Origin of the sequence: Kitasatospora sp. NPDC085895 (assembly GCF_040702125.1) — a bacterium.
In the GTDB taxonomy this organism is placed as follows: domain Bacteria; phylum Actinomycetota; class Actinomycetes; order Streptomycetales; family Streptomycetaceae; genus Kitasatospora; species Kitasatospora arboriphila.
The window spans coordinates 1-16,429 of sequence record NZ_JBFBJY010000052.1 but is presented as its reverse complement, the minus strand read 5'-3'; the positions used below and the strand labels follow the sequence as shown (position 1 = coordinate 16,429).

Here is a 16,429-nt window from a genome sequence, read left to right as displayed (position 1 = left end):
GTCCCCGGCCACCGGATGGTCATCCGGTGGCCGGGGCCCACCTGCTGTGGTCAGAGGCGCTCGCGGAAGCCGCCGGTTTCGGTGCCGCGCTTCTCGATGAAGTGCTTGAACCGCTTGAGGTCGCCCTTCACCTGCCGGTCCAGCATGTTCATCATGTCCGCGGCCTTCTCCGCCAGCCCCTCGGGCTGGTAGTCCATCGACATCACGATCCGCGTGTGGCCGGCGTCCAGCGCCTGGAACGACACCATGCCGGTCTGCTTCACCTCGCCGCTGGTCGTCCGCCAGCTGACGTGGTCGTCCGGGACCTGGTCGACGATCTCGGTGTCGAACTCCCGCGACACCCCGCCGATCCGCGTCTTCCAGTGGTTGTGCCGGTCGTCGATCTGCCGGATCTCCTCCACGCCGTCCATGAACAGCGGGAAGTCCTCGAACTGCGTCCACTGGTTGTACGCGGTGCTCACCGGCACATCCACGTCGATCGTCTCCTGCACCTTGCTCATACCGAACCCACTCCCTCGTGGTCTGGTTCACCGGACCCCGGACGCCTGCCCCCACGGCAGGCCCTCACACGGGGCCGTAACCCATCCCGCCCGCCCCGCGGAGCACCCGCAACCGCAGACGGCCACCACCCGGCCGCCCGAACCCGCGGCACGCGCCCTTCTTCCGCCGCTGCGGCACCAATCCCGGCAGCCGCACCGGTCGACCACCCGGGTGAACGCCCACCCGCAACTGCACCGGACCCCGGCACGGACCCACCGGCGGCCCGGGCGGGCGTAGTGTCTGGACACCGCCACCTCTGCGCGGCGCAGCAAGACCTGGAAAGGAGCGTCCGAGATGGCGCTCGTGCACCGCTACCTGATCGTCCTCCCCGGCCGGCCGGGCTGCCACGCCCCGCAGACCGGCACGGTCGTCACCGCCACCGGCCGCACCGGCCCCGGCGGCCACATGATCTACACCGACGAGACCGGCCGCCTGCATGTCGAAATCACCGACCACGGCACCGCCCGGCTCCTCACCCCCACCCCGCTCCACCACGGCCCCCTCCACGCCGAACCCCTCCCCTGACCGCCCCGAACCCGGTGCCGGTGCCGGTGCCGGGTGCCGAACGGACAGGACGCGCAGTCCCGGGCGGATGGGCCCGGGGCTTCGGAGGGGCCGCCTGCGCCGGTCAAGGGGACCGGGGCCGGCGTGGAGCAGCACGGCATGAAATGCCCTTTTTAGGGCATATGCCGGATTCTGGGTATGTTGGTTGAACGTTTATCGAACCTGCGTGGAGGCCGTCGTGCCGGATCCCGAACTGACACCCGAGGAGATCGCGATGGTCCACGAGTACGTGGAGATCCCGCCCGGAGTCGCGATCGACCGCCTGGACGTCCAGCGGGCCCGGCTCGCGAAAGCCGTCGGCGGCTGGTTCCGCAAGGCCGGACCAGGCCTGTACGAGATCGTCACAGAAACCCCTCGCCCCGGCACCCGGCCGCCCGACCTGCCCTAGCGCGAAACCACGCCGGGAGCGCACCCTCGCCCGGGCTGCGATCGTCCTGCTGCCGGGCTTCGTGCGGCACTGGTGTCCTCGATCTGTGTCCCCGACCGGAGGCACCACCATGGGGGCGGTCCGGCGCCCGCGAGACGCCGTGGCGGATGCCGGACCGGAACCGGCGGCTCGCCTCGCATAGACCGGTCGGCCGCCCACCGGGCACGGGTGCTTCTGCACACCGCCCGCGAGCCGCAAAACACCCGCCCGCACCACCACCCGCAGGAGTGACGGCCGCCCCGGCGGGTGGTGGTGCGGGCGGGTGCCGGGCACGGCCGGGCGGGTGACTTTCCGGGAATGCCGGCCGGGCACCGGCGGCGGGGTGCGGCAACGGCGGGAGGGCGGTGCCCCGGGGCGCCGGCCGCCCGATCGCCGATCTCTCGGGGAGTGTTCCGCCGTGGCCGGTCTGCGGCGCCCGCACCAGCCGACCCGGCACCCCCCACGGTGCCCGCGCCGCGACCCGCGCAGCACCCCGCCGCCCGGCAGCCGGCCACCCCGCCGTCTGCCGTCGGCCGGAGTGCAACGGCCGAGCCGGACACGGCGGCCGGGGCCGGCACCGGCTCGGTCCCGGCCGACTCGGCGACCGTCGTGGTCCAGGACGGCGACACCCTCGACGGCATCGCCCAGGCGCAGCAGGTGGCCGGCGGCTGGCCCGCCCTCCACGAGGCGAACCACGACACGATCGGCGACAACCCCGACCTCGTCCTCGCCGGGCAGACCCTCCGCATCCCCTGACAGCCCGCCAGGGCTCCCGCCCACAACCCGCACAGCGGGCCCGGCAGCTCCCTGCAAGGCAAGGCGACGGCCGGGCCCGACCGGATGCGACGGCTACACCGCCTGCGACACCGACACTAACCAACCCGATCACCTGCCGCAGCATCAAGAACGACGAAGGCCCTGGTGTCGATCGCGGACCGCGGCACGATCCGCGGACTGCCTCTTGCCGCTGTGCGAGACGCCGCGACCGCCTGGTGGCCGACCGGCGAGGTGCCGGGATCCATCGCGGGCCATAGCGTGTAGGCGGATCGACCAGCGGGTCAAACGAACCGTGACCGCCCCTTCGGGAGGATCACATGCTCGTGCTCATGCTGTTCATGCCCCCGGCGCTTCTCGGTGCCCTCCTACTGCTCTGCCAGCTCGAGGAACGCCTCACCGACCGCCTCACCGCACCACCGCCGGACGAGCCGGCACCTTCCCTCCCTGAGAGTCCGGACGCCGGCGAACCGGCGCCGGCCCAGGCCGACCCCGGCCACTGACCCGCCGGCAGTGCCGGCGGTCCGGCCGCACGCCGTCCTCGACGTCCGGCCGGACTTCGCCGAACCCACCGAGGCGGTCCCCTGAGCCCGGCCGGCGAGAAGGGCCGAGGCGGCTGACGACCACCGCGCCCCGGTCTCCGATCAGGTACGAAGGCCGCCGTCCTGCAGGTCGCAGGGCGGCGGCGGCCAGCGGGTGCGGGCCGCCGGTCGGGCGCGGCCGATGCGTACGGTCGCCCCCGGTGGGTGGTGCCCTGCCGGCCCGGCGCGGTCGGAGGTGTACGTGCCGGGCGGTCACCGGCCCGCCGATCGGGCTCGCCGGGGCGCCCTCAACGGGTTCGCCGCGGGGCCGGCACAGCGCGTCCGCCGGTGGGACGCGGCCTCACTTCGGTGCCGGACCCAGGGACACGCCCCATGCCGCAACCTCCGGATCACCGCCCGGTTCGCGGTGGGCGAAAGAGTCCGGGCCCGGCGCGCTGATGCGCACCGGGCCCGGACCTTGGTAGCGGGGACAGGATTTGAACCTGCGACCTCTGGGTTATGAGCCCAGCGAGCTACCGAGCTGCTCCACCCCGCGTCGATGAAAGTGACTCTACGACACCGCGAGCGTTCGGGGAAACGCATTCCGGCAGGGCTAAGCAATGCGGCGGACGGTGAAGCCGCTCGAATCGCCCCGCGGGAACGGGCCCGACGGTCAGGACCCGTGCGGAGGCGAGAAGATCGCCTCGACTCCCGGGGTCTCGATTGCCTACCTGGGAGCCACCTTGCGTCTGCGACCCCGACGCACCGTCAGCATGACTCCCCACGCAGCGCAGTGCGACTTCCGGCTGCTGCCGGGAGCGGACGCGCCGAGGGCCGCGCGAGAGCGTCCGGTCTCCGCAGCCGGCCGCCCTCGGGTTCGGCTCCGCGAACCCGCGGAGGTTCGGACGCCGGGTGCGGGGCCGGACGCCGAGCCGCGGGGCGCAGCCGGATGTTGCCCTTGCTGGGCGTCGCGGTCGCGATCAGACGCGCGTGGCGCCTGCTCCTGGACGGCCCCTCCGCCGATGCACCCACGACCGGCCCACCCTCCCCACTACAGTCTCCCCGGTGTGGCCGGGCAGACCACCGCACATCTGGCTACCAGTCAGCACCTTTCGCAGTGCAGCACTTCATCGATCCGGACGAACCGCCGGAACACGCCGGTGGGCCGACAGCACGCCAACGCCGCACAATCGGCCCCGGCGGCAGCAGAAGGTGCGGGCGGGACAGGCAGCGGTCGTGCATGCCGCGTCCCTGCCGGTGCTTCCGCCGCCGGCGCCGGAGCGTGATCTACGGGGGTGTCCGTCGGGCGGCTGCCGCAGCGCAGATCTGTTCCAGGGGGATCCGGGCCTGTTCGCAGAGGGTGGCCAGGTCGAAGTAGATCGTCTCGCCCGCCATCAGTCCCTCCCGGAACGGCACGACGTTGGCGAAAGGCACCTCGAAACTGCCGCCGCCGGGCGCGATGCCGACCCACTCGCCGAGGCTGGTCCCGCGCAACACACCCCACACGACGAGGACGTCGTCACCGAAGGCGATGCCCTGGTCCTGCGGGGCGAGGTCGGGGAAGGCGGTGAAGTACTGCTGCTCGTACGCGGCCCGCACCGCCGTCCGGCCCTGGCTGCGCAGCCCGAGGGCCGCGGTCTCCAGGAAGCAGTCGGGCACGAAAGTCGTGAGGACGGCATCGATGTCGCGTGACGCTTCCGCTTCGCGGTGGGCCTCGAACAGGCGGCGCATGTCGGTGACGTCCATGGTCGGGCTCCTGGTCACGGGCTCTCACGGCTCCTCCTTCGAGCGTAGGAAGTGCAGGAGGACACCGCCAGTAGGCCGAGCCCGCTGCACGGGCGCTGCCCGCGCGCGGGCATGCGAGAGCCGGCCCGTCCCGGGGCTCCTTGCGCGGAGCGAACTGCTCCGTCCGAAGGAACCTTCCGACACGGGGAGCACAGCACGCCTCGCCGGATCGGCTTGTGGTTAGTCTCGGGTCCTCCATGGGTCTCCGTGTCGGGGGTGCGATGACAAGCGTGTGCAGGCTCCGGTCGCGTTGGCTGTCGGCCGCCGCCGGTGTGTGCGCGGTCGCGTCCGTTCTCGGGGGCTGCGGGAGCAGCGGTGAGGGCGGACCGGTGGCCTTGAACTGGTACAACTTCCCCGACGACTCGGGCGCCCTCCAGCAGGCCGCGGACCGCTGCGGCCAGCAGTCGGGCGGCCGCTACACCATCAAGTACAACAAGCTGCCGCGCGGCGCCGACGGCCAGCGCCAACAACTGGTGCGGCGGATGGCCGCGCACGACACGGGCGTGGACATCATCGGCCTGGACGTCACCTGGCCCGCCGAGTTCGCCGAGGCAGGGTGGATCCGGGAGTGGACCGGGGCGAGGAAGGAGCAGGCCACCGCCGACACCCTCAAGGCGGCCGTGCAGACCGCGACCTGGCAGGGCCGGCTCTTCGCGGCGCCGTACAACTCCAACACGCAGCTGCTCTGGTACCGGGACGACCTGGTGCCGAACCCGCCGAAGACCTGGGCGGAGATGCTCGCCCAGGCGGACGCCCTGGCGAAGCAGGGCAAGCCGCACTACGTGGAGATCCAGGGTGCGCAGTACGAGGGCCTGACGGTGTGGTTCAACACCCTGGTGACCAGCGCGGGCGGCTCGATCCTCACCCCGGACGCGCAGGCCCCCTCGCTCGGCCCGCCCGCGGTCGTCGCGGCCGCAGTCATGCACGACACCGCCACCTCGTCAGCCGCCGACCCCTCGCTGCCCAACCAGATGGAGGACCAGAACCGGTTGGCGATGGAGTCCGGAACCGCGGCCTTCGAGCTCAACTACCCCTTCGTCTACCCGTCGATGAAGGCCAATCAGCCCGAGCTGTTCCAGCACTTCCGCTGGGCGCCCTACCCGTCCGTGCTGCCCGACCGGCCGGCCACCGTGACGATCGGCGGGATCGACCTGGCCGTCGGCGCGTACGGCAAGCACCCGGACCTCGCCTTCGAGGCGACCCTGTGCCTGCGGGACCGCGAGAACCAGCTCACCAACGCGCTGAAGGGCGGTCTGCCGCCGTCGCTGCGCAGTCTGTACCAGGCGGCCGAGCTCACCGACAGCTACCCGTTCGCGGCGGACGTGCTGGCCGCGTTGGACACCGCGAGTGTGCGGCCGCAGACACCGGCCTACCAGAACGTGTCGATCGCCATCTCGCACACCCTCTCCCCGCCTGCCGACATCCATCCGGAGAGCACCGTCGCCGATCTGCGCGGACAGATCGAGGACGCCCTCGGCTCCAAGGGGCTGATCCCGTGACGCCTGACACCGCACCCGGCCCTCGGACCGACAAGAGGACCACGGAGTCCGAGGGCGCCCGCCAGGAACGCCGGCTCGGCCTGCTGCTCTGCGCGCCCGCCGCGATCGTGATGCTGGCGGTCACCGCCTACCCGATCGCGTATGCGATCTACCTCTCGTTGCAACGCTACGACCTGCGGTTTCCGCAGCAGGCACACTGGGTCGGGTTCTCCAACTACGGCGCGGTGCTCACCTCGCCGTTCTGGTGGCAGGCCCTGTGGGTGACCGTGCTGATCACCGTGGTGTCGGTGGCGATCGAGCTGGTGCTCGGCATGGCCCTCGCCTTGGTCATGCATCGCGCCGTGTTCGGCCGCGGCACCGTCCGCACCGCGGTGCTGATCCCCTACGGCATCGTCACCGTGGTCGCCGCCTACTCCTGGCAGTACGCCTGGACGCCCGGCGTCGGCTACCTCGCCGCCCTCCTGCCGGAGGGCAGCGCCCCGCTCACCGACCAGTGGCAGGCGATCGGCCTGATCATCCTGGCCGAGGTGTGGAAGACCACGCCGTTCATGGCTCTGCTCCTGCTCGCGGGCCTCGCCCTGGTGCCGGACGAGACCGTCCGGGCGGCGATGGTGGACGGTGCGACGTTCTGGCAGCGGCTGCGGCTGGTGATCCTGCCGCTGATGAAGCCGGCGATCCTGGTCGCCCTGCTCTTCCGCACCCTGGACGCCTTCCGCATCTTCGACAACATCTACGTCCTGACGGGCGGCTCCAACGACACCGGCTCGGTGTCGATCCTCGGCTACGACAACCTGTTCACCGCCCTCAACCTCGGCATCGGGTCGGCGATCTCGGTGCTGATCTTCCTCTGCGTGGCGATCATCGCCTTCGTCTTCATCAAGGTCTTCGGCGCCGCTGCGCCGGGTGGCGAACCGGAGCGCCGATGAACAACCGCACCCGTACCCTGACGAGCTGGGGCGTCGCCAACCTGATCGTCGTCCTCTACGCGCTCTTCCCGGTCTGGTGGATCGTCGCGCTGTCCTTCAAGGACCCGAGCACCCTCACCGACGGCGACTTCATCCCGCGCGAGTGGACCTGGGAGAACTACAAGGGCATCTTCAAGACCTCCGAGTTCACCCGCGCCCTGGTCAACTCGATCGGCATCTCGGTGATCGCCACCACCATCGCCGTCGTACTGGGCACCATGGCCGCCTACGCGGTCGCCCGGCTCCGCTTCCCCGGCAAGCGGCTGTTGATCGGGGTCTCCCTGCTGATCGCCATGTTCCCGCCGATCTCGCTGGTGTCACCGCTGTTCAACATCGAGCGCGCGCTCGGGATCTTCGACACCTGGGCGGGCCTGATCATCCCCTACATGACCTTCTCGCTGCCGCTGGCCATCTACACCCTGTCGGCGTTCTTCCGCGAGATCCCCTGGGACTTGGAGAAGGCGGCCAAGGTGGACGGCGCCACGCCGTGGCAGGCCTTCCGCCTGGTCATCGCCCCGCTCGCCGCACCCGGGGTGTTCACCACCGGCATCCTCGTCTTCATCTTCTGCTGGAACGACTTCCTGTTCGCCATCTCGCTCACCTCGACCACCGCGGCGAGGACCGTGCCGGCCGCGATCGCCTTCTTCACCGGCAGCTCCCAGTTCCAGCAGCCGACCGGGTCCATCGCGGCCGCCGCGGTGGTCATCACCATTCCGATCGTGATCTTCGTTCTGCTGTTCCAGCGCCGCATCGTCGCCGGCCTGACCGCCGGCGCAGTCAAGGGATGAGACCGCCCCACCGGGCGGACCAGGAAGGCGAACCGTGGCCGAGATCGTCCTCGACGGCATCACCAAGCGCTACCCCGACGGCGCACTCGCCGTCAAAGACTTCAACCTCACCATCGCCGACGGCGAGTTCGTGATCCTCGTCGGCCCGTCCGGCTGCGGCAAGTCCACCACCCTCAACATGATCGCCGGGCTGGAGGACATCACCGAGGGCACGCTCAGCATCGGCGGGAAGATCGTCAACGACCGCGCCCCCAAGGACCGCGACATCGCCATGGTCTTCCAGAGCTACGCCCTCTACCCGCACATGACCGTCCGCGACAACATGGGCTTCGCCCTGCGCCTGGCCAAGGCCGACAAGGCCACCATCGCCGCCAAGGTCGAGGAGGCCGCCCGCATCCTCGACCTCACCCAGCACCTCGACCGCAGACCCGCCAACCTCTCCGGCGGACAGCGCCAGCGCGTCGCGATGGGCCGCGCCATCGTCCGCGACCCCAAGGCCTTCCTCATGGACGAGCCGCTGTCCAACCTCGACGCGAAACTCCGGGTCCAGATGCGCACCCAGATCGCCGCCCTCCAACGGCGCCTGGGCACCACCACCGTCTACGTCACCCACGACCAGGTCGAGGCCATGACCCTCGGCGACCGGGTGGTCGTCATGCGCGCCGGCGTCGTCCAGCAGGTCGGCTCACCCCAGCACCTCTACGACGCACCGGTCAACCTCTTCGTCGCCGGGTTCATCGGCTCGCCCGGCATGAACTTCCTCGGCGCAACCCTCGAACAGAACACGCTGCGCACCTCGCTGGGCGACCTTCCGCTGGACGACCGGATGCGGCGCGCCCTCGAGGGCGCGGACGCACCGCGCGAGGTCATCGTCGGCATCCGCCCCGAGGACTTCGAGGACGCCTCACTGATCGACGACCACACCGGCGGCATCACCTGCACCGCCACCGTGGAGATCCGCGAGTCCGTCGGATCCGACGTGTACGTGCACTTCACCGAGGAGGGCGGGCCTGCCCGCACCGAGGAGCTCGCCGAACTCGCCGCCGACTCGGGACGGGCCGACACCGGCATGACCGAACACACGGTCGTCGCCCGGCTGAACGCCCAGACACGTGCCGCCGAGGGTGAACAGCTGGAGCTGTGGCTCGACAGCCGACGGGTGCACGTCTTCGACCCCTCCACAGGAGCGAACCTGACCCGCGAACAGTGACTCGCCCGGCGCGGAAGCGTCGACCAGGGTGGGGCGACCGCTGCCGTCCACAAGGACGGCAGCGGCCCGGCGGAACACGTGACGCGGGGACCGGTGGGTCGGCCCCCGGGGACGGAACCCGGACCGGTACCGGCCCGTCCATCAGGACGACGGGACGCTGCCCCGGACCTCACCGGGTGACGCCGCACCAGAATCCTCTGCATAATGCAAAGGTCTTTCCGCAAGCGGCTTCCCCCGGGGTTCGACGTCGACAGGAGGCAGGGCACTGCCATCCCGGCGCAAGCGGCAGCGACGCCCCCGGGGGCGCCGGCCCATCCGCACGGCCGGCACCCCCGGCCACTCCACGCCGGAGCGGCACCCGCTGCGGCCTGCGACACCCGGGGCCCGCGGCCGCCAGCCGGCGGAGGCCGACTGCGGCTGGTCCTGCCCACCGAGGGGACACCGGTGCGTGACACGTTGACGATCTTCGGCATCAGCCGCCTCTTCGACACCTACGACACCCCGGCCGAAGCCGTGGCACCCGCGAGGCGGACGGCGCCGTCGGGTCGGACGACGAGCGGCGCGGAATGGCCGTGGTTGAGCAGGGTGACGGTGTGGTCGGTGTCGGCCTCGGCAAGGACGGCGGTGACTAATTCCTCGCCGGTGAGTCTGCGGTGAGCAACTGTCGAATCCTGTGGGTGTGCGGTGCCCGGTGGAGAGTCGGCAGCCGTTCGGCGATGAGGTTCGGCAGTTGGCGCATGTCGTGGAAGACGACGGTGTTGTGGCCCTCGAGGCGCTAGGCAGGGTGAGTCCGCCGGCGTAGCCGAAGGCTCGCATGCCGGCGGCGCGGGCGGCATGGACGCCGGGCCGGCTGTCCTCGACCACCACGCAGGCTTCGGGATCGACGCCCATCTGCTGGGCGGCGTGCAGGAACAGGTCGGGGGCGGGCTTGCCGCGGGAGACTTCAGTGGACTGTGGAGGCGGCCTGCGAAGCGTTCGTAGAGCCCGGTGCGCCCCAGGGTGTGCCGCATCTTGTCGTGGGAGCCGCTGGAGGCGACGCATGTCGGCAGAGTGAGCGCGTCGAGTGCTTCCGGCAAGCCGTCGACCGGGGCAAGCTCGGCGTCCACGGCCTCCCGGTGGAGTTGCTCGAACCTCTCCGACAGATCGCGGCCGTGTCCAGGACGCCGTCCTTGAACTCGACGCCGGAGCGGACCAGGGCGACGAGGGCTCCGGTGATCGCCCGCCGGCGTTCCTGGGCGGACTCGACCGGCCTGAACACCGTCGCCGACGCGGCCGCCGGGCTGCCGGATCCGCGGGTGACCTCGGTCCACAGCTTGACCGTGGAGAACGTCGACTCGATCGGGTTGGTGGTCCGCAGGTGGACCCAGCGCTCCGCCGGGAAGTCGTAGAACGCGAGCAGCTCCTTCCGGTCCCCGGTGATCCGCGCGACGGCCTCGGGCCACTTCGTGCCGTAGGTGCGAACGGACTCTTGGATTGCCTTCTCTGCGTGGGCGCGGTCCCGGTCGGTGTAGATCCCCGATGTGGAGGTCTGTCAGCCCACGTCGATCCCGGTGACAGCGGGAGTGCCCACGCTCACCCCGTCCGAGTCGTAGCCGGCGGCCGTGAAGGCCCTCCGGGTCAGCTCCACCGCTTCTTCGCCGGCGGCGGTCCGGTCGGCGGCCTCAACCTCCAGCCGCAGTACGAACGTGCCGCCGGGCTCGTCCAGGGTCAGCACATCCAGGTCGGGCACCTGGCCGCCGACCTCCTCCGGATCGGCCCCGTGGACGACAGCCAGCAGGGCCCGGCGCGCCGACAGGTCCATCGGCTTCCGAATGGTTCCGGGAACAGTGATCACGTAGCTACCCATGCCGCTGCGTCTCACCCCGTACGGGGTCGGGAAACCCCGGTTCCGGGGTTGTCATCCGTTGCGTGCTGCCGCCCCGCTCGGCTGAAGCGCAGCCCCCACCGACAGCGGTGTGGCCGCCGGCCGCACGCGGCTGCCTGGCCGGAGGCATGCCGTGCGTCGTCAAAGGCGTCCGGCTCGGAGTCGCGTTGGCGCAGCATCCATCCGCGAGCAGCTCGGCCTCGACCACGGCGGCCCCGTCGGCCGCGGGACGACCGGCCAGGCGCCAAGCGGCAGTGAGAAGTTTTCCGCCCGGCCCTCCGCCCCGGACAGCGAACCGTCCACGCACCGACACCCCGGCGCTCGGGCCGGTGATGAGGCCGATCACCGCGGCACGGACCACGGCGGTGAGAGGAGGGGCGCGTGGCCCGCGAGCGGCTCGATGCCGAGTGGCTCCGCGGCTGGTGGATCAGTCGATGTGCCGGGCGGGGTGGGGGGCGATGCGCAGACGGACGTGGACGGGGATGTCGTGCCATCCGGTGGAGGTCGCCAGGTTGGCGAGCGCTTCCTCGCGGACGGCGTTCAGGGCGGTCACGGGTTCCGCGCCGGGGACGAGGGTGAGGTGCAGGTGCAGTTCCGGACGTCCGGCGGTGCCGGTGATGGCGGCCCGGGCCCCGTCGACGGCGGGCAGGCGGGCCGTGTCGGCGGCAACGGCGTCGGCGAGGGCCTGGTTGCGGATGTCGACCGCGTGCTGGGGGCGGGATGCGCCGGCGGTGAGGGTGCGGGGCCGGTATCGGCGTACCTGGATGAGCAGCCATGCCAGGGCGAGGAGGGTGAGCACGGTGAGACCACCGATGACGGCGGGCCACCACCACTCTTCAGCGGTGTAGCGGGTCCGGTCGGCCGCGGGGAGCAGAACGTCGCCGGGGGAGGTGAGGGGCCAGCCTGCGGGCGGGTCGAGGTGCCAGCGGCGGTAGAGGTCGAGGCTGCCCATGACGACGAGCAGGCCGCCGATCAGCAGGGTCAGGCCGATGAGGGCCAGCAGGGTCCGGTTGATCGTGGAGCGCTTCCTCATCGCTCCTCCTCGGTTCGTTCAGCGGGCCGGGGGCGGTTCATCGGGAGCGGCGCACCCTGACCCTCAGGCGGGGCGGGCGGGTCAGTGCGAGGCCGTCGCAGGCGGCGCCGAGGACCTGGGTGAGGTCGTCGTGGACTTCCTGCAGGTCGCGGTAGCGGACGTCGGCGCGGGCGTCGATCCGGCGTCGGTGCGCGGCTATGCGGGCACGGGCGACACCCGGCACGTGCCAAGCCGCGTCCCTCAGGACGGTTTCCGCACCGCGCCGCTCCAGGTACGCCCGGATCCCGGGTCCGCCCTCGGGTGCCCGCATCGGCAGCAGTCCGGCCTTCCCCGGGGTGAGGGCGAGGACCAGGAGCAGCAGTCCCAGGGCCGCCGCCACGGTCGCGCCGACGAGGATCCACGTGTCGTCCACCGGCCGGGTGGCGAGCTCCTCGGCGAGGCGGGTGCGCCAGGTGAAGGCGCGTCGGCCGGCCCGGACGGCGCACACGTCGTACAGCAGCAGCCCCGCGCCGGCGGTGATCAGTGCTGCTGCGACGGCGGCCGGCCAGCGCCGCGCCGACCACATCCGGTGGCCGCGGCGGCTCTTCGTCCCGTCTTCGGGTACCGGGTCGGCGGAGTCGGTGCCCTTGGTGAGGACCGCTGCCGCGGGCCGGGGCGCACGGACCCGGTCGCCGGCCGGGCCGGAGCCCTCGTGCGGGTGGTCGTTTCCCATCTGGTCCGCCTCCTCGTCGCAGGGTCGGGGTTGCAGGGTCAGGCGACCCGGCCCGCCGCCTTGGCCAGGTACAGGTTCCGCACCGTCAGGTCGACTTCGTGGACGGACAGGCCGGTCAGCTCTTCCACCTGCTCGGCGACGTGTCGCTGTACCGCCTCGGCCGCGGAGGAGATGTCGATGGGGTAGGGAAGGTCCACCCTCACCTCCAGCCGCGCCGCACCCGCACGGACGGAGGCCTGCGCGCGGGCGGCGCCCGCGTCGGGTCGCAACGCCCCGGTTGCGAGGCGGGTGAGTGCCTCGCGCGCGGCGTGGGTGGCGAGCCGGGCCACCACCCGGTCGGGGATCACGGTGGCGCCCCGCTCGGCCGCGGCGGGCAGTGCCACGGCCCGGCCGCTGCGGGCGGCCGGCGCGCCGGTGCTCACCTACGGTCCCGGGAACGGAACATGTCTCCGACCGGCGTGCCGTCCACGAGCAGCCCGACGAACAGGCCGATCGCGCCCAGCACGGCCGCCAGCAGGAACGCCCAGAAGCCACCGAAGTAGCCGGCGAACCCCAGGGCGATGCCTGCCAGCAGGCCCGCGATTGCAGCACTCATCACTCACTCACCGTCCTTGCGCACAGGGTGCCCCCTACTGCACGCGGCTCTCGCTCTGCGCGTCCTCGTCGTCCTCGGGCAGGTGGACGTCGTCGACGGTCACGTTGACCTCGACGACCTCGAGTCCGGTCATCCGTTCCACCGCGTCGATCACGCTGGCGCGCACGTCGCCGGCCAGGTCGGCGATGGAGGGGCCGTACTCCACCACGAGGTCGAGGTCGATGGCGGCCTGCCGCTCGCCCACCTCCACCTTCACACCACGGCTGACACTGGGGCGCCCGCCGGGAACACGGTCGCGTACCGCGCCGAGCGTGCGGGCCATGCCGGCCCCCAGGTTGTAGATGCCGGGGACCTGTCGGGCCGCTATGCCGGCGATCTTCTCGACCACTCCGTCGGCGATGGTCGTCTTGCCGCGCAACTCGGCCGGCTGCCCGCTGTCGCGGGAGAGGGTCCCGAACGTCGGCGTCGTTCCCTGGTCGCGGCTGCCGGAAAGGTTGCTGGGATCCGTCATGGTCCTGGTCCTTGTCCTGGAAGAGCCCCGTCCGGGGCCGTCACATGGTTGGACACGCACAGAGGCGCGATCCTCACGGTCGCTCCTCCGAGGGATGAAATCTCCGAATCGGTAAAGGCGCGTTCTTGGTGGCACGCGAGGAGAAGTCCCGACCGCGTGCATCACGCGAAGGATCTCGGCGATGGCACACCAGACGAGCCCGCATCCCCCGGACAACGGCCTCACTCCCCCCGCACCGCACCGGGTGCCCGTCCCGGCAGCCTCCGCCTCGGCGGAGGCGGACGCCGGCTGCCGGCGATTGCCCGATGACGTCCTGGCCGTCCGGGCCGCGGAGGGCGACCAGGAAGCGTTCTCCGTCCTGGTCCGGCGTCACACGCCGGGGCTGCTGAAACTCGCCTACCACCTGCTCGGCAACCTGCCCGATGCCGAGGAGGCCGTTCAGGACGCGTTCACCAGCGCTTGGCGCCGCCTGGCGGCCTTCCACCACCGGGCGTCCTTCCACACCTGGATGCACCGGATCACCATCAACTGCTGCCTGAACGTGCGGCGTCGCCACCGCACCCTCCTGCCGCTGCACGAGGTGCCCGAACCAGCCGACTCCGACCCCGGCGGCGTGCCGAGCTCGGCGGCCGAAGCCGATGCCCTGGCCGGGGCCCTGCTGGCCGCCCTGGAGCGCCTGCCCGCGCACCAACGCATCTGCTGGGTCCTCTACGAACTGCAGGGCCTGTCCTACCGCGACATCTGCCAGATCACCGGTGTCGGCGAGCCGACCGTCCGTGGCCGGCTCTTCCGCGCCCGCCGAACCCTCCAGGAGGTGCTGGCCCCATGGCGATAGAACCCCGCACCCTCCCGTCGACCCCCTCCCGGCCGGGCCGGCTCGTCCCGCGGCCGGACGAACCGCTTCCCTGCGGGCGCACCATCGGCGAGTCCTGGGAGGAACCCCCGGACCGGCACACCGAACGCTGCCCTTACTGCCTCCGGGCGCGGGCCGCCCTGGCCGAAGTCCACCGCGCCGCCGAAGCGCTCACCGCCCGGCCGGTCGTCCTGCGACCGGAACTCACCCACCGCATCCTGGCCGCCGTCCGTCAGCAGATCCGCCGCGGCCGGCTCCTGCCGGTCCCCTCGCGCTCTCCCGCGTACATCTGGGAGGCGGCGGCCGCCGCCTCCCTGCGCCGCGCCGTCGACACCGCGACCGACGCGCTCGTCGCCAGCTGCCGCCTCGCACCGGGTCCCCGAGGAGACGTCACCATCGCCCTGACGCTCCGGGCCGCCTACGGACGCCCACTGGCCGAACAGGCCGAGAAGGTGCGCCACGTCGTCCTCGCCACCGCCACCCGCACCTTGGGCCTGACCGTCCACGCCGTCGACCTGTACATCACCGACGTCCTTCCCGTGCCCCCCTGAGTCGCCCCGTGGGGCCCGTTCGCCGGGCCCGCCCGGCGGTATGCGCATGGTCCGCAGGCAGGCGGCCCGGGTGGGAGCACCGGTTCCCACCCCGGAGGCGGTCCGTGCGGTCCGGCCGGTGGTGGAGCGGCCCGTGGGCCTCGTGCCCGGCGACGTCGATCCCGAGCCGGCGGACCACCAGGGCTCGGCGGCGAGGTCCACGACGAAGGGAAGCACCGACACGCAAGCCGACGACTCCGCGGGCAAGGACGACCCCGGCCAGGATGACGAGGTCACCCGGCGCAGCCACGGCAGTGAGACGTCGGGCAGCGTGGAGAAGAAGATCATCAAGCGGACGTGGGCCGCACCGTGACCGCCTCCCCGGGCGGTCCCCGGTCCCAGGTGCGCAGCGACGAGTCCGGGCGCGGGGCCGTGCACGAGCCGTCCGCGTGGAAGAAGGAGCGGAAGTGAGGAGCGCACGCCATGGCGGCCGAAACCGACCCGCAGGAAACCTGGACCACGTTCCACCGCCCGGCGGAGACGGGCAACGAAACGGCTCCGCCCTCCTGGGAGGGGGAGCCGTTTTCGTTCACGTCCGGGCGCTCAGGCGTGCCGGTGGTGGTGCTTGTTGCCCGTGACCAGTCGGTAGAGGGCAAGGAGTATGACCGAGCCGACGATGGCGGCGATCCAGGTGGAGAGGTCGAAGAAGCCGTCGATGGAGTCGACGCCGAAGATGACCTTTCCGAGCCAGCCGCCCAGCAGTCCGCCTCCGATCCCGATGAGGATCGTGACGATGATGCCCCCGGGGTCCTTGCCCGGCATCAGCGCCTTCGCGATGAGGCCGGCGAACAGTCCGATCAAGATCCAGGCAATGACGCCCATGTGCTCCTCCTGCTTCGAAGGGGGTAAAGCCGTTGTCAGCACCCGTCTTTACCGCGTCGTGAATCCCAAACGCCCGGATCTCCGCCCACTTGCTCCGGACGGCCGTCGAACCGTACCGGGCAGGTCCGCACCCGGCGCCCGCACGGTGGTGGTCGCCGTGCCGGATGGTGGAACGGACGTGCTTGCAGGCGGCGACGTACCGGGCTGCTTCGACGGGTTCGGCGGTGCTCCAGCACCGGCCTGCTGCGCCGCCGCGGCCCCGAGGCGGCCGAATCCCGGTTCACCGCGCCGGTGTACCTCGACCGAACGACACCCTCGGCGCCCGCATCCACACACCCGACGGCCCACGCCACCGCGGCCTTTGAGCAGTACCGGCCGGCAACGGTTCGGCTTCGAA

General features: G+C 71.7%; 20 protein-coding genes, 1 tRNA gene and 3 pseudogenes. 12 read left to right on the top strand and 12 right to left on the bottom strand.

The window, feature by feature from the left end; translation table 11 throughout:
• Nucleotides 1–50 precede the first annotated feature (50 nt).
• Nucleotides 51–500, bottom strand: a complete 450-nt coding sequence (locus tag AB0442_RS27365; RefSeq protein WP_363550500.1) for an SRPBCC family protein — start codon at nt 498–500, stop codon at nt 51–53.
• Nucleotides 501–834: 334 nt separating this feature from the next.
• Here AB0442_RS27365 and AB0442_RS27360 point away from each other — a divergent pair, with 334 nt between their 5' ends.
• From AB0442_RS27360 to AB0442_RS27345, 4 genes are all read left to right on the top strand, one after another.
• Nucleotides 835–1,065, top strand: a complete 231-nt coding sequence (locus AB0442_RS27360) for a DUF6296 family protein (protein WP_363550498.1) — start codon at nt 835–837, stop codon at nt 1,063–1,065.
• A 217-nt stretch (nt 1,066–1,282) separates the two neighbouring features.
• Nucleotides 1,283–1,492, top strand: a complete 210-nt coding sequence (locus AB0442_RS27355; RefSeq protein WP_366166067.1) for a hypothetical protein — start codon at nt 1,283–1,285, stop codon at nt 1,490–1,492.
• Nucleotides 1,493–1,975: 483 nt separating this feature from the next.
• Nucleotides 1,976–2,266 (top strand): LysM peptidoglycan-binding domain-containing protein, encoded by a 291-nt coding sequence (locus AB0442_RS27350; protein WP_366166065.1) that lies wholly within the window; start codon nt 1,976–1,978, stop codon nt 2,264–2,266.
• Nucleotides 2,267–2,604: 338 nt separating this feature from the next.
• Nucleotides 2,605–2,787, top strand: a complete 183-nt coding sequence (locus AB0442_RS27345; RefSeq protein WP_366166064.1) for a hypothetical protein — start codon at nt 2,605–2,607, stop codon at nt 2,785–2,787.
• A 497-nt stretch (nt 2,788–3,284) separates the two neighbouring features.
• Here the strand turns inward: AB0442_RS27345 and AB0442_RS27340 are convergent.
• Together AB0442_RS27340 and AB0442_RS27335 are read right to left on the bottom strand one after the other, a co-directional pair.
• Nucleotides 3,285–3,361, bottom strand: a tRNA-Met gene (locus AB0442_RS27340).
• Between the two features lie 731 nt (nt 3,362–4,092).
• A complete protein-coding gene (locus AB0442_RS27335) occupies nt 4,093–4,551 on the bottom strand; it encodes an ester cyclase (protein WP_366166063.1) in 459 nt (152 codons plus the stop codon).
• A gap of 368 nt (nt 4,552–4,919) precedes the next feature.
• Between AB0442_RS27335 and AB0442_RS27330 the strand changes: the two genes are divergently transcribed.
• Genes AB0442_RS27330 through ugpC form a run of 4 tightly spaced genes read left to right on the top strand, consistent with a single transcriptional unit; the run spans nt 4,920 to nt 9,052 of the window.
• On the top strand, nt 4,920–6,089 hold the full coding sequence (locus tag AB0442_RS27330) for an ABC transporter substrate-binding protein (protein WP_366166061.1): 1,170 nt from the start codon (nt 4,920–4,922) through the stop codon (nt 6,087–6,089).
• Nucleotides 6,086–7,015, top strand: a complete 930-nt coding sequence (locus AB0442_RS27325) for a sugar ABC transporter permease (RefSeq protein ID WP_363547021.1) — start codon at nt 6,086–6,088, stop codon at nt 7,013–7,015. The genes AB0442_RS27330 and AB0442_RS27325 overlap by 4 nt, the downstream gene beginning before the upstream one ends.
• The gene (locus AB0442_RS27320; protein WP_363547023.1) at nt 7,012–7,842 is read left to right on the top strand and encodes a carbohydrate ABC transporter permease; all 831 of its coding nucleotides are present in this window, start codon (nt 7,012–7,014) and stop codon (nt 7,840–7,842) included. Before AB0442_RS27325 ends, AB0442_RS27320 begins: the two co-directional genes overlap by 4 nt.
• 34 nt (nt 7,843–7,876) lie before the next feature.
• On the top strand, nt 7,877–9,052 hold the full coding sequence (gene ugpC / locus AB0442_RS27315) for a sn-glycerol-3-phosphate ABC transporter ATP-binding protein UgpC (RefSeq protein ID WP_366166059.1): 1,176 nt from the start codon (nt 7,877–7,879) through the stop codon (nt 9,050–9,052).
• A gap of 628 nt (nt 9,053–9,680) precedes the next feature.
• Here the strand turns inward: ugpC and AB0442_RS27310 are convergent.
• Nucleotides 9,681–10,188, bottom strand: a pseudogene (locus AB0442_RS27310) (HAD family hydrolase); the annotation flags it as partial.
• Between the two features lie 33 nt (nt 10,189–10,221).
• On the opposite strand from AB0442_RS27310, the gene AB0442_RS27305 reads away from it, so the two are divergent.
• Nucleotides 10,222–10,440, top strand: coding sequence for a hypothetical protein (locus tag AB0442_RS27305; RefSeq protein WP_366166139.1), 219 nt, complete (start codon nt 10,222–10,224; stop codon nt 10,438–10,440).
• Here the strand turns inward: AB0442_RS27305 and AB0442_RS27300 are convergent.
• From AB0442_RS27300 to AB0442_RS27270, 7 genes and pseudogenes are all read right to left on the bottom strand, one after another.
• Nucleotides 10,404–10,526: pseudogene (locus AB0442_RS27300) on the bottom strand (hypothetical protein); the annotation flags it as partial. The gene AB0442_RS27305 and the pseudogene AB0442_RS27300 sit on opposite strands and share 37 nt — an antisense overlap.
• Before the next feature lie 57 nt (nt 10,527–10,583).
• The gene (locus AB0442_RS27295; protein ID WP_366166057.1) at nt 10,584–10,898 is read right to left on the bottom strand and encodes a hypothetical protein; all 315 of its coding nucleotides are present in this window, start codon (nt 10,896–10,898) and stop codon (nt 10,584–10,586) included.
• A 445-nt stretch (nt 10,899–11,343) separates the two neighbouring features.
• Nucleotides 11,344–11,949 (bottom strand): alkaline shock response membrane anchor protein AmaP, encoded by a 606-nt coding sequence (locus tag AB0442_RS27290; RefSeq protein ID WP_366166056.1) that lies wholly within the window; start codon nt 11,947–11,949, stop codon nt 11,344–11,346.
• 37 nt (nt 11,950–11,986) lie between these two features.
• On the bottom strand, nt 11,987–12,661 hold the full coding sequence (locus tag AB0442_RS27285; protein WP_366166054.1) for a DUF6286 domain-containing protein: 675 nt from the start codon (nt 12,659–12,661) through the stop codon (nt 11,987–11,989).
• Nucleotides 12,662–12,699: 38 nt separating this feature from the next.
• Entirely contained in the window at nt 12,700–13,083 is a 384-nt protein-coding gene (locus AB0442_RS27280) for an Asp23/Gls24 family envelope stress response protein (protein ID WP_366166053.1), read from the bottom strand.
• The gene (locus AB0442_RS27275; RefSeq protein ID WP_363547044.1) at nt 13,080–13,256 is read right to left on the bottom strand and encodes a hypothetical protein; all 177 of its coding nucleotides are present in this window, start codon (nt 13,254–13,256) and stop codon (nt 13,080–13,082) included. Before AB0442_RS27275 ends, AB0442_RS27280 begins: the two co-directional genes overlap by 4 nt.
• A gap of 34 nt (nt 13,257–13,290) precedes the next feature.
• The gene (locus tag AB0442_RS27270; protein ID WP_366166051.1) at nt 13,291–13,767 is read right to left on the bottom strand and encodes an Asp23/Gls24 family envelope stress response protein; all 477 of its coding nucleotides are present in this window, start codon (nt 13,765–13,767) and stop codon (nt 13,291–13,293) included.
• A gap of 181 nt (nt 13,768–13,948) precedes the next feature.
• On the opposite strand from AB0442_RS27270, the gene AB0442_RS27265 reads away from it, so the two are divergent.
• From AB0442_RS27265 to AB0442_RS27255, 3 genes and pseudogenes are all read left to right on the top strand, one after another.
• Nucleotides 13,949–14,602 carry an RNA polymerase sigma factor gene (locus tag AB0442_RS27265; RefSeq protein ID WP_366166049.1) on the top strand — a complete coding sequence of 218 codons (654 nt, stop codon included), beginning with the start codon at nt 13,949–13,951 and terminating at the stop codon, nt 14,600–14,602.
• Nucleotides 14,593–15,171 (top strand): hypothetical protein, encoded by a 579-nt coding sequence (locus AB0442_RS27260; RefSeq protein WP_366166047.1) that lies wholly within the window; start codon nt 14,593–14,595, stop codon nt 15,169–15,171. The genes AB0442_RS27265 and AB0442_RS27260 overlap by 10 nt, the downstream gene beginning before the upstream one ends.
• A gap of 259 nt (nt 15,172–15,430) precedes the next feature.
• Nucleotides 15,431–15,621, top strand: a pseudogene (locus AB0442_RS27255) (DUF2945 domain-containing protein); the annotation flags it as partial.
• Nucleotides 15,622–15,753: 132 nt separating this feature from the next.
• Here the strand turns inward: AB0442_RS27255 and AB0442_RS27250 are convergent.
• Complete coding sequence (locus AB0442_RS27250) at nt 15,754–16,032, bottom strand: GlsB/YeaQ/YmgE family stress response membrane protein (RefSeq protein ID WP_366166045.1); 279 nt, start codon at nt 16,030–16,032, stop codon at nt 15,754–15,756.
• Between the last annotated feature and the right edge of the window lie 397 nt (nt 16,033–16,429).

Coding starts and splice junctions, on each gene's coding strand:
- AB0442_RS27285 (WP_366166054.1), bottom strand. CDS start 12,661: ATGGGAAACGACCACCCGCACGAGGGCTCCGGCCCGGCCGGCGACCGG.
- AB0442_RS27295 (WP_366166057.1), bottom strand. CDS start 10,898: ATGGGTAGCTACGTGATCACTGTTCCCGGAACCATTCGGAAGCCGATG.
- AB0442_RS27365 (WP_363550500.1), bottom strand. CDS start 500: ATGAGCAAGGTGCAGGAGACGATCGACGTGGATGTGCCGGTGAGCACC.
- AB0442_RS27290 (WP_366166056.1), bottom strand. CDS start 11,949: ATGAGGAAGCGCTCCACGATCAACCGGACCCTGCTGGCCCTCATCGGC.
- AB0442_RS27270 (WP_366166051.1), bottom strand. CDS start 13,767: ATGACGGATCCCAGCAACCTTTCCGGCAGCCGCGACCAGGGAACGACG.
- AB0442_RS27260 (WP_366166047.1), top strand. CDS start 14,593: ATGGCGATAGAACCCCGCACCCTCCCGTCGACCCCCTCCCGGCCGGGC.
- AB0442_RS27275 (WP_363547044.1), bottom strand. CDS start 13,256: ATGAGTGCTGCAATCGCGGGCCTGCTGGCAGGCATCGCCCTGGGGTTC.
- AB0442_RS27335 (WP_366166063.1), bottom strand. CDS start 4,551: ATGGACGTCACCGACATGCGCCGCCTGTTCGAGGCCCACCGCGAAGCG.
- AB0442_RS27360 (WP_363550498.1), top strand. CDS start 835: ATGGCGCTCGTGCACCGCTACCTGATCGTCCTCCCCGGCCGGCCGGGC.
- AB0442_RS27265 (WP_366166049.1), top strand. CDS start 13,949: ATGGCACACCAGACGAGCCCGCATCCCCCGGACAACGGCCTCACTCCC.
- AB0442_RS27345 (WP_366166064.1), top strand. CDS start 2,605: ATGCTCGTGCTCATGCTGTTCATGCCCCCGGCGCTTCTCGGTGCCCTC.
- AB0442_RS27320 (WP_363547023.1), top strand. CDS start 7,012: ATGAACAACCGCACCCGTACCCTGACGAGCTGGGGCGTCGCCAACCTG.
- AB0442_RS27250 (WP_366166045.1), bottom strand. CDS start 16,032: ATGGGCGTCATTGCCTGGATCTTGATCGGACTGTTCGCCGGCCTCATC.